This is a genomic window from Streptomyces sp. NPDC051322 (genome assembly GCF_040689485.1).
GTDB lineage: Bacteria > Actinomycetota > Actinomycetes > Streptomycetales > Streptomycetaceae > Streptomyces.
The window spans coordinates 222,978-234,661 of sequence record NZ_JBFBAK010000001.1 but is presented as its reverse complement, the minus strand read 5'-3'; the positions used below and the strand labels follow the sequence as shown (position 1 = coordinate 234,661).

General features: G+C 68.9%; 7 protein-coding genes. 3 read left to right on the top strand and 4 right to left on the bottom strand.

Annotated features, from left to right (window positions below):
- Window positions 1–47: 47 nt before the first annotated feature.
- The 4 genes from AB0436_RS01070 to AB0436_RS01055 are packed head-to-tail and all read right to left on the bottom strand — an operon-like array spanning window position 48 to window position 4,217.
- Entirely contained in the window at window positions 48–1,373 is a 1,326-nt protein-coding gene (locus AB0436_RS01070) for a sugar ABC transporter substrate-binding protein (RefSeq protein ID WP_366465521.1), read from the bottom strand.
- Window positions 1,373–2,227, bottom strand: a complete 855-nt coding sequence (locus AB0436_RS01065; protein ID WP_366465520.1) for a carbohydrate ABC transporter permease — start codon at window positions 2,225–2,227, stop codon at window positions 1,373–1,375. The genes AB0436_RS01070 and AB0436_RS01065 overlap by 1 nt, the downstream gene beginning before the upstream one ends.
- On the bottom strand, window positions 2,224–3,183 hold the full coding sequence (locus AB0436_RS01060; RefSeq protein ID WP_366465519.1) for a sugar ABC transporter permease: 960 nt from the start codon (window positions 3,181–3,183) through the stop codon (window positions 2,224–2,226). Before AB0436_RS01060 ends, AB0436_RS01065 begins: the two co-directional genes overlap by 4 nt.
- A complete protein-coding gene (locus AB0436_RS01055; protein ID WP_366465518.1) occupies window positions 3,180–4,217 on the bottom strand; it encodes a LacI family DNA-binding transcriptional regulator in 1,038 nt (345 codons plus the stop codon). The genes AB0436_RS01060 and AB0436_RS01055 overlap by 4 nt, the downstream gene beginning before the upstream one ends.
- Window positions 4,218–4,449: 232 nt before the next feature.
- On the opposite strand from AB0436_RS01055, the gene AB0436_RS01050 reads away from it, so the two are divergent.
- From AB0436_RS01050 to AB0436_RS01040, 3 genes are all read left to right on the top strand, one after another.
- Complete coding sequence (locus AB0436_RS01050; RefSeq protein WP_366465517.1) at window positions 4,450–5,181, top strand: VIT1/CCC1 transporter family protein; 732 nt, start codon at window positions 4,450–4,452, stop codon at window positions 5,179–5,181.
- A gap of 315 nt (window positions 5,182–5,496) precedes the next feature.
- The gene (gene gltB / locus AB0436_RS01045) at window positions 5,497–10,092 is read left to right on the top strand and encodes a glutamate synthase large subunit (protein ID WP_366465516.1); all 4,596 of its coding nucleotides are present in this window, start codon (window positions 5,497–5,499) and stop codon (window positions 10,090–10,092) included.
- Entirely contained in the window at window positions 10,085–11,545 is a 1,461-nt protein-coding gene (locus AB0436_RS01040) for a glutamate synthase subunit beta (protein WP_366465515.1), read from the top strand. The genes gltB and AB0436_RS01040 overlap by 8 nt, the downstream gene beginning before the upstream one ends.
- The last annotated feature ends 139 nt before the right edge of the window (window positions 11,546–11,684 follow it).

Below are 11,684 nucleotides of genomic sequence, written 5' to 3'. Positions count from 1 at the left end.
CATTTCCGGGGTTGTGCTGGTGTGGGGTCGCGCCGGCGCGGGAGGCGTCAGCGCTGGTAACGGTCGAGGACGCGCTGGCCGTCGCCCGCGAGTTTTCCGCGCAGCGAGTCCAGCCCGATCGAGCCGTTGTAGTACTCCTGGAAGGCCGGCGTGGCGATCTTGTCCTTCCATTCGGCGTAGCCGCGCACCCCGAGAACGGGGGAGGGGACCAGGTCACCGGCGAGCTGGATGCCGGTACGCCAGCCGTTTTCGGTGGTGTTCAGCGCCGGGTCCTTCAGCGCCGAACTGCTGTTGGGCAGCAGCCAGTCGCCGAGGGCCAGACGCGCGGCGTTCTTGCCCTGGGTGAGAAAGGAGATGAAGTCGACCGCTGCCTGTTTGTGCTGGGAGTCCTGCGAGACCGAGAGGGTCTGCGGGACGACACCCTGGGCCTGCCCGTGCGGGCCGCTGCCCGCCGGCATCGGCAGCACGGTCCAGTCGAAGCCCTTCGGTGCCTGCTGCTCGACCTGCTGTCGGTACGAGAAGTTCAGCGGAACCATGGCGTACTTACCCGCGAAGAAGCCCGGCAGGGTGTCGGAGCCGGCCATCCCCAGACTGCTCTTCGGCGCGGTGTGCGTCTCGTTGATCTGCCGGTTGATCACCTGGGACACCGCCGAGTCGGCCGCGTCGAAGGTCACCTTGTTCTTGCCGTCCACCCGTTTGAAGATCGTCCCGCCGGTGGAGACGGCGCTGTTGACCGACTGGCTCACCGGTTCTTTCATCGACCAGGCGACGCCGTACTGCCGGGGCCTTCCGCCGGTGCCCCGGACGGTGAGCTTCTTGGCAGCCTGCTCGAACTCCGGCCAGCTCCACGGGTGGGCGGCTGTCGGGATCCGTACGCCGGACGCCGTCAGCAGTTCGGTGTTGGCGACCAGCACCCGCGGTTCCTGGAGGAAGGGCACCCCGTAGACGCCCTTGTCGAAGGTGGTCATGTCCCAGGACTGCTGAGGAATGTCCTGCTTCAGGGACTTCGGCAGTTCGTCCCGCAGATCGGCGAGGTAGCCGCCGTAGGCGAAGTCGGTGAGGTCGGAGGCGTCGTCATGGATGATGTCCGGCGCCTGACCGCCCTCGAAGGAGGTCAGCAACTGGTCGTGGATACCGTCCCAGCTGCCCTGGACATACTTCACCTGGACGTCGGGGTGGGCCGCGTTCCACTCCTTGACCAGCGCCTTGTTGGCGGCGACGGAGTCCTTCTGCCAGGCCAGGCTGAGGAATTCGAGGGTGACATGACCGGAGGAATCGTCACTGCTCCCGCCACCGCAGCCGGTGACGAAGGTGAGTCCGGCAGCGGCGGCCAGCGCCACCGCGGCGGTACGGATCCGGGTACGGGTGCGCATCAGCCCTTCACCGCCCCTGCGAGCATGCCGCTGACAAGCCGGCGCTGGAGCAGCGCGAAGAACAGCAGACTGGGGATGGTGGCGATGACGGAGGCCGCGGCGAGCGGACCGAGGTCCGCCGCGCCCTCCGCACCGGTGAAACGGGTGAGGATCACGGACATCGTCTGGTTCTCCGGGGACTTGAGCAGCACGAGGGCGAAGAAGAACTCGTTCCACGCGGTGACGAAGGTGAACATCGCGGTCGCCACCAGGCCGGGGGTGAGCAGCGGGAAGACCACGCTCACCAGGGTCCGCAGCCGGCCCGCGCCGTCGACGGCCGCGGCCTCCTCCAGCGTGATCGGCACGGCTTTGACGTACCCCTGGAGCATCCAGAGCGAGAACGGCAGGTTCCAGACCACGTACACCGCGATCAGGCCGACCAGCGAGTCGATCAGATGCAGGTTCTTCAGCACCAGGAACAGCGGAATGATGATCAGCACGAACGGGAACATCTGGCTGACCAGCACCCAGCCGTTGGCCACCTTGGACATCCTGCTGCGGAAGCGGACCAGGGCGTACGCCGCGGGCACCGCGAGTGCCACCGATATCACCGTGGCGCTGCCCGAGACGATCAGGCTGTTGAGTGCGGAGTGCAGCAGCGGCTGGGCGTCGAAGGCGGCCCGGAAGTTGTCCAGGGTCGGATGCTGGGGCAACCAGGTCGGATCGATGGACCCGAGCTCCCTGGGGGACTTGAACGCGGTGGAGACCAGCCACAGCAGCGGGAAAGCCAGAAAGACCAGATAGCACAGCAGGGCGAGGTACTGGCCGGTGCGGCCGGCCGTCCGGCGGGCCCGGAGACCTGTGGGGACACTCATGCCGTCTCCTCATTCAGCTTTTTGCGCAGGAACAGGGTGAGGAAGAGAGCGATGACGACCACCATCACCAGGCCCATGGCGGCCGCATAACCGAACTGGCCGTATTTGAAGGCTTCTTCGTACGAAAAGAGACTCGGAAGGCGGGTCTTGCCGCCGGGGCCGCCCTGCGTCAGCACATAGACCAGGCCGAACGAGTTGAAGTTCCAGATGAAGTTCAGTGCGGTCACGGCCACCACCACAGGCTTGATGGCAGGCCAGGTGACCGTGGTGAAGCGGCGCCACAGCCCGGCGCCGTCGAGGTTCGCGGCCTCCTTCAGCTCGACCGGAACGTTCTGCAGTCCGGCCAGAAGTACCACGGTGGTCTGCGGCATGCCCGCCCACACGCCGACCACGATGACAGCCGGAAGTGCGACCGAAAGACTGGTGAGCCAGTCGACGTTCTGATGGATCAGATGCAGCTGCGTCAGCGTCTTGTTGAGAATGCCCGCGTCCGGGTGGTAGACGAGCCGCCACATGATGCCCACCACCACCTCGGGCATCGCCCACGGGACCAGCGCCAGGGTGCGGGCGAGCCAGCGGAAGCGCAGGTTCTCGTTGAGCAGCAGGGCGAGCCCCAGCGCCAGCAGGAACTGCAGCGCGGTGACACTGACCGCCCAGATGACGCCGATCCTGAACGACTCCCAGAACAGCGAGTCGTGCCAGAGATCGGTGAAGTTGGCGAGACCGGTGAACTGCGTCGTCGAGGTGCGCCCGGACTGTGAGTCGCTGAAGGCGAGCGAGATGCCGTAGAGCAGGGGGCCCACGCTCAGCACCAGGATCGGGATCAGGGCGGGCGCCAGCAGGAACCACGCCCCCCGGTCCAGCCCCAGCGCGCGTTTGCGCTGCTCGGGGGAGCGGGGCGGCGGGGTGCCGCGTTCTCCCGGGGCCTCATTGCCCCGGGCTGCGGTGAGACTCATACGGACCTCGGGTTCTCCTGGTCGGTCGCCGACGCGGTCGAAGCGCGTACGACGAGGCGGGGCAGGGCGGTGGTGCGCCGGGGCGCCTGCGGGGCGGGGCCCTGGTCGAGCCGGTCGAGCAACAGTTCGGCCGCCCTTCGGCCGCGTTCGGTGGAGCCCAGGTCCACGCTGGTCAGCGGCGGCCAGGCGGCCTGGGCGAAGCTGCTGTCGTCCATGCCGGCGACAGCGACGTCCTCGGGAATTCGCAGGCCCCGGGAGTGCAGGGCCCGCAGCGCACCGACCGCCAGCACGTCGTTGGCGCAGAAGATCGCGTCGGGACCCGAGCCGAGCAACCGCTCGGCGGCCTCCGCGCCCGCCTCGGTGGCGAACTCGGTGTTCACCACCAGCGACTCGTCGTACGGCAGCCCCAGATCGGCGAGCGCGTTGCGGTACCCGGTCGCGCGGTTGCGCCCCGGCACGGTGTCCAGCGGCCCGTTGACGAAGGCGATCCGGCGCCGACCGGTCTCGTACAGATGCCGCACGGCCAGCCCGACGCCCTGCACCGAGTCGGTCCGCACGCTGTCGACCGGCACGGACTCGGGCACCGAGCCGATGATGACGACCGGTGCGGCGGCCGCGCTCAGCGCCTGGGCGTAGGCGCCGGTGACGCGGATGGGGCAGAGGATCAGACCGTCGCTGGTGCGGTCGCTGAGGCTGCGGATCACCGCGAGCTCGTCGTCGACGACCGCGTCGGTGGAATGCAGCAGCAGCCGGTAACCGGCTGCCTTGGTGACGGCCTGGATCCCGCGGACCATCGCCACGTACACCGGGTTCCCGATGTCCTCCATCGCGAAGGTCAGCTGCCGGGTCCTGCCGCCCTTGAGGGAACGGGCGACCGCGTTCGGTACGTAACCGAGCTCCGTCACCGCGCGCTCGACCTTCTGCACGGTCGCCGGGCGGGCGCTCATCCCGTTGAGCACCCGGGAGACGGACGCGATGGAAACCCCTGCGTGCTCGGCGATCGACACGATGGTCGGTGGCCCGTTGTGCGACATGGCTGCCCCTGAACGGCTGAACTGGAAACGTTTACAGATGGTCCTTACAGGTTTCTCGGACGTCAATGAGCTCGCCGTGTGATCCATCTCTCGACGGCGCTTCCGACGGGGTCGGCACAGTGCCGTTCCGGGCCTCTTCCGCCTTGGTAAGTACGGCCTTCCTTGCTGGCGGGAGGCTCTTTTCGTGCGTACTTTCGAGCTTGTTGATGAACGGAAGAGGGGGCGTGGACCGATGTCCATCATGGAGAACGAGGCGACGCTGCATGTGGCGCATCGCGACAATCACACCCATCGCGACGTCAACGGCGGATGGCTGCGCCCCGCCGTCTTCGGCGCCATGGACGGTCTGGTCTCGAACCTCGCCCTGATGACGGGTGTCGCGGGCGGCGACGTCTCGCACCGGACCATCGTGATCACCGGGCTTGCCGGACTGGCGGCCGGCGCCTTCTCGATGGCCGCAGGCGAGTACACCTCGGTGGCGTCCCAGCGCGAACTCGTCGAGGCCGAGCTGGCCGTCGAACGGCGAGAACTGCGCAAGCACCCGCTGGACGAGATGAAGGAACTCGCCGAGCTCTACGTGTCGCGCGGCGTGGAACCCGAGCTGGCCGCCGCGGTGGCCGAGCAACTGTCCGCCGACCCCGAGCAGGCCCTCGAGATCCATGCCAGGGAAGAACTCGGCATCGACCCCGACGAGCTGCCCTCCCCGCTCGTCGCGGCGCTGTCCTCCTTCGGGGCCTTCGCGCTGGGCGCCCTGCTGCCGCTGCTGCCCTACCTCCTCGGCGCCAGTACGCTCTGGCCGGCCCTGCTGCTCGCGCTGATCGGGCTCTTCGGGTGCGGTGCGGTAGTGGCGAGGGTCACTGCCCGCTCCTGGTGGTACAGCGGGCTCCGGCAGCTCACACTGGGGGGAGCGGCCGCCGGCATCACCTACGCCCTCGGGGCACTGTTCGGTACCGCCGTAGGATGAGACACTATGCAGGGCGCTACATAATTAGTCGATGACTCGTCGGTTACCCGACGGTTTCGAGCGGCTGCCCTGCGGGCATAAGGCGGAGGCGCCGAGGGCAATGACGCCCACTCCGCTCCGGGTCGACGATTCCGGCCGACAGTCACCCTGTCCGCCGCCTCGGCCCCACCCCCACCGCACCCGCGGTGTCCGCATGTTGGAATGATTCATCCGCTTTTCGAGAACCGTTCCATCATGTAACCTGCTCGAAATTTCGCAGAGGGCCAACGTCGTCCCAACGCACTTGCCTATGCCACGACGACGACGGGAGAGCCGATGCGCATCCACGCCTGGTCGCCCATGGACGGTCGCCCCGCCCAGCAGGGGATGTACGACCCCCGCAACGAACACGACGCCTGCGGTGTCGGGTTCGTGGCCACTCTTACCGGTGTGGCCAGCCATGAGCTGGTCGAACAGGCGCTGACCGTACTGCGCAATCTCGAACACCGCGGCGCCACCGGCTCCGAGCCGGACTCCGGTGACGGTGCGGGAATTCTGCTCCAGGTACCGGACGCCTTCCTCCGCGAGGTCGCCGGTTTCGAGCTCCCCGAAGCGGGTGCGTACGCCGTCGGCACCGCCTTCCTGCCGCTCGACGAGACCCCCGCCGCCGTCTCGCAGATTGAGACGATCGCAGCCGAAGAGGGCCTCACCGTCCTCGGCTGGCGCGAGGTCCCGGTCACGCCGGACCTCCTCGGCAACGGCGCCCGCGCCACCATGCCCGAGTTCCGCCAGCTCTTCGTCACCGACGCCGCTGTCACCGACCCGGCCGCAGGCCAGGACGTTGCCCCCGCGACGGGCATCGCGCTCGACCGCAAGGCTTTCGTCCTGCGTAAGCGTGCCGAGCGTGAAGCCGGGGTGTACTTCCCCTCGCTCTCCGCCCGCACCATCGTCTACAAGGGCATGCTCACCACGGGGCAGCTGGAGCCGTTCTTCCCGGACCTCTCCGACCGCCGCTTCGCCACCACCATCGCCCTGGTCCACTCGCGTTTCTCGACCAACACCTTCCCCAGCTGGCCGCTGGCCCACCCGTACCGCTTCGTCGCGCACAACGGCGAAATCAACACGGTCAAGGGCAACCGCAACTGGATGAAGGCCCGTGAGTCCCAGCTGGCCTCCTCCCTCTTCGGGAGCGAGAAGCTGGACCGGATCTTCCCGGTCTGCACCCCGGACGCCTCGGACTCCGCCTCCTTCGACGAGGTCCTCGAGCTGCTCCACCTCGGCGGCCGCTCGCTCCCGCACTCGGTGCTGATGATGGTCCCCGAGGCGTGGGAGAACCACGACTCGATGGACCCGGCCCGCCGCGCCTTCTACCAGTACCACTCCACGATGATGGAGCCCTGGGACGGCCCGGCCTGCGTCACCTTCACCGACGGCACCCAGGTCGGCGCGGTCCTCGACCGCAACGGTCTGCGGCCCGGCCGCTACTGGGTCACCGACGACGGCCTCGTCGTGCTCTCCTCCGAGGTCGGCGTCCTGGACATCGACCCCGCCAAGGTCGTCCGCAAGGGCCGCCTGCAGCCCGGCCGGATGTTCCTGGTCGACACCGCCGAGCACCGCATCATCGAGGACGACGAGATCAAGGCCTCGCTCGCCGCCGAGCAGCCGTACGAGGAATGGCTGGAGACCGGCGAGATCGAGCTCGAGGACCTCCCCGAGCGCGAACACATCGTGCACACCCACGCCTCGGTCACCCGCCGCCAGCAGACCTTCGGCTACACCGAGGAGGAGCTGCGCGTCATCCTGGCGCCGATGGCCCGCACCTCCGGCGAGCCGCTCGGATCCATGGGCACCGACTCGCCCATCGCCGCGCTCTCCGAGCGCCCCCGGCTGCTCTTCGACTACTTCACCCAGCTCTTCGCCCAGGTCACCAACCCGCCGCTGGACGCCATCCGCGAGGAACTGGTCACCTCACTGCGCTCCACGGTCGGCCCCGCGGGCAACATCCTGGAGCCCACCGCGGCCGCCTGCCGCAGTGTGACGCTGCCCTTCCCGGTGATCGACAACGACGAGCTGGCCAAGCTCATACACATCAACGCCGACGGCGACATGCCCGGCATGAAGGCCGCCACCCTGGCCGGCCTCTACCGGGTCGGCGGCGGCGGCGACGCCCTCGCCGCCCGGCTGAAGGAGATCTGCGACGAGACGGACGCCGCCATCGAGGCGGGCGCCCGCCTGATCGTCCTCTCCGACCGGCACTCGGACGCCGAACACGCACCGATCCCCTCGCTGCTGCTCACCTCCGCCGTCCACCACCACCTCATCCGCACCAAGCAGCGCACCCAGGTGGGCCTGCTGGTCGAGGCCGGTGACGTACGCGAGGTGCACCACGTCGCGCTGCTGATCGGCTACGGCGCCGCCGCGGTCAACCCCTACCTCGCCATGGAATCCGTCGAGGACCTGGTCCGCGCGGGCACCTTCATCGAGGGCCTGGACGCCGAGCAGGCCATCCGCAACCTGATCTACGCGCTCGGCAAGGGCGTCCTGAAGGTCATGTCCAAGATGGGCATCTCGACCGTCGCCTCCTACCGCGGCGCCCAGGTCTTCGAGGCCGTCGGTCTCGATCAGTCCTTCGTCGACACCTACTTCAACGGCACCGCCACCAAGATCGGCGGCGCCGGCCTGGACGTCGTCGCCACCGAGGTCGCCGCCCGGCACGCCAAGGCGTACCCCGCATCCGGCATCTCCGCCTCACACCGCAAGCTGGAGATCGGCGGCGAGTACCAGTGGCGCCGCGAGGGCGAGCCGCACCTCTTCGACCCCGAGACGGTCTTCCGGCTCCAGCACGCCGCGCGCTCGCGCCGGTACGACATCTTCAAGAAGTACACGGACCGGGTGAACGAGCAGTCCGAGCGGCTCATGACGCTCCGCGGCCTGTTCGGCTTCAAGAGCGACCGCGAGCCGATCTCCATCGACGAGGTCGAGCCGGTCTCCGAGATCGTCAAGCGCTTCTCCACCGGCGCCATGTCGTACGGCTCCATCTCCAAGGAGGCGCACGAGACCCTCGCCATCGCCATGAACCAGCTGGGCGGCAAGTCCAACACCGGCGAGGGCGGCGAGGACGCCGACCGGCTCTACGACCCCGCACGCCGCTCGTCCATCAAGCAGGTCGCCTCGGGCCGCTTCGGTGTGACCTCGGAGTACCTGGTCAACGCGGACGACATCCAGATCAAGATGGCCCAGGGCGCCAAGCCCGGCGAGGGCGGCCAGCTGCCCGGCCACAAGGTGTACCCCTGGGTCGCCAGGACCCGGCACTCCACCCCCGGCGTCGGCCTGATCTCCCCGCCGCCGCACCACGACATCTACTCCATCGAGGACCTGGCCCAGCTGATCCACGACCTCAAGAACGCGAACCCGCAGGCGCGGATTCACGTCAAGCTGGTCTCCGAGGTCGGCGTCGGCACCGTCGCCGCCGGTGTCTCCAAGGCACACGCGGACGTCGTGCTGATCTCCGGCCACGACGGCGGCACCGGCGCGTCCCCGCTCACCTCGCTGAAGCACGCGGGCGGCCCCTGGGAACTCGGCCTCGCCGAGACCCAGCAGACCCTGCTGCTGAACGGCCTGCGCGACCGCATCGTCGTACAGACCGACGGCCAGCTGAAGACCGGCCGTGACGTCATCATCGCCGCGCTGCTCGGCGCCGAGGAGTTCGGTTTCGCGACCGCGCCCCTCGTCGTCTCCGGCTGCGTCATGATGCGCGTCTGCCACCTCGACACCTGCCCGGTCGGCATCGCCACCCAGAACCCGGTGCTGCGCGACCGCTTCTCCGGCAAGGCCGAGTACATCGTCAACTTCTTCCGGTTCATCGCCGAAGAGGTCCGCGAACTCCTCGCCGAGCTGGGCTTCCGGACCGTCGAGGAAGCCGTCGGCCACGCCGAGCTCCTCGACACCGAGCGCGCCGTGAACCACTGGAAGGCGCAGGGGCTCGACCTCGAGCCGCTCTTCTTCGTGCCGGAGCTGGCCGAGGGCGCCGTACGCCACCAGGTCACCCTGCAGGACCACGGTCTGGAGAAGGCGCTCGACAACCAGCTGATCAAGCTCGCGGCCGACGCCCTCGACGCGGACTCCGCCGAGGCCGCCCAGCCGGTCCGCGCGCAGGTCGCGATCCGCAACATCAACCGGACCGTCGGCACCATGCTCGGCCACGAGGTGACCAAGAAGTTCGGCGGTGCGGGACTGCCCGACGACACCATCGACATCACCTTCACCGGCTCCGCGGGCCAGTCGTTCGGCGCCTTCGTGCCGCACGGCGTGACCCTCCGCCTGGAGGGCGACGCCAACGACTACGTCGGCAAGGGCCTCTCCGGCGGCCGGGTCGTCGTCCGCCCGGACCGCGGCGCCGACCACCTCGCCGAGTACTCCACCATCGCGGGCAACACCATCGCCTACGGCGCCACCGGCGGCGAGCTGTACCTCCGCGGCCGCACCGGCGAGCGGTTCTGCGTCCGCAACTCCGGCGCGACGGTCGTCTCGGAAGGCGTGGGCGACCACGGCTGCGAGTACATGACCGGCGGCCACGCCGTGGTGCTGGGCGAGACCGGGCGTAACTTCGCGGCCGGAATGTCCGGCGGTGTCGCGTACGTTATCGACCTCGACCCCGACAACGTGAACGTCGGCAACGTCGGCGCCATCGAGACCCTCGACGACACCGACAAGCAGTGGCTGCACGACGTCGTGCGCCGCCACCACGAGGAGACCGCGTCCACCGTGGCCGAGAAGCTCCTCGCCGACTGGGACACCGCGGTGGCCCGCTTCAACAAGATCATCCCGACCACCTACAAGGCAGTGCTCGCCGCCAAGGACGCCGCTGAGCTGGCAGGTCTCTCGGAGACCGAAACCACCGAGAAGATGATGGAGGCGGCGACCAATGGCTGACCCCAAGGGCTTTTTGACCACGGGCCGCGAGGTCGCACAGACCCGCCCCGTCGAGGAGCGGGTGAAGGACTGGAACGAGGTCTACGTTCCCGGCTCGCTGCTCCCGATCATCAGCAAGCAGGCCGGCCGCTGCATGGACTGCGGCATCCCGTTCTGCCACAACGGCTGCCCGCTCGGGAACCTCATCCCCGAGTGGAACGACTACGCCTACCGCGAGGACTGGTCGGCGGCGAGCGAGCGGCTGCACGCCACCAACAACTTCCCGGAGTTCACCGGGCGCCTGTGCCCCGCACCCTGCGAGTCGGCGTGCGTGCTGGGCATCAACCAGCCCCCCGTCACCATCAAGAACGTCGAAGTCTCCATCATCGACAAGGCCTGGGACAGCGGCGACGTCACCCCGCAGCCGCCCGAGCGGCTCTCCGGCAAGACGGTCGCCGTCATCGGCTCGGGGCCCGCGGGCCTCGCCGCCGCCCAGCAGCTCACCCGGGCCGGCCACACGGTCGCCGTCTACGAGCGCGCCGACCGCATCGGCGGACTGCTCAGGTACGGCATCCCCGCCTTCAAGATGGAGAAGTCGCACATCAACCGCCGCATCGAGCAGATGCGCGCGGAGGGCACCAAGTTCCGCACCGAGACCGAAATCGGCCGCGACATCGACGCCGCGAAGCTGCGCCGCAGGTACGACGCGGTGGTCATCGCCGCCGGCGCCACGGTCTCCCGCGACCTGCCGGTACCCGGCCGCGAGCTGAACGGCATCCACTTCGCCATGGAGTACCTGCCGCTCGCCAACAAGGTGCAGGAGGGCGACCTCACGGTGGCCCCCATCACCGCCGAGGGCAAGCACGTGGTGGTCATCGGCGGCGGTGACACCGGCGCGGACTGCGTGGGCACCGCCCACCGCCAGGGCGCCGCATCGGTCACCCAGCTCGAGATCATGCCCAAGCCCGGCGAGGAGCGGAACCCGGGCCAGCCCTGGCCGACCTTCCCGATGCTCTACAAGGTCACCTCCGCGCACGAGGAGGGCGGCGAGCGGATCTACGCCGTCTCGACCACCCACTTCGAGGGCGACGAGGACGGCAACGTCCAGTCCCTGCACCTCATCGAGGTGGAGTTCAAGGACGGCAAGCTGGAACAGCTGCCGGGCACCGAGCGCCGGATCCCGGCGCAGCTGGTCACCCTGGCGATGGGTTTCACCGGCACCGACCAGGCCAACGGCCTGGTGCAGCAGTTCGGCCTGGAGCTCGACGCCCGCGGCAACATCGCCCGGGACGCCGACTTCGCGACCAATGTCCCCGGGGTGTACGTTGCCGGTGACGCGGGCCGCGGCCAGTCGCTGATCGTCTGGGCGATCGCCGAGGGCCGCTCCGCGGCACGCGGCGTGGACCGTTTCCTCACGGGCGCCAGCGAACTGCATGCCCCGATCAAGCCGACGGACCGCGCACTCGTGGTCTGACCGGCTCCACGGAACGTCCCGCACAATGGGGTGCGGAACTGATCACGGCGTCTGCCCTGTCCCCGACCGGACCCTGGGTGGGCGCCGTGGCGCGTCCCGGCGGTGTCGTACGCTCAACTCGCCCCGGCCCTCCGACGAA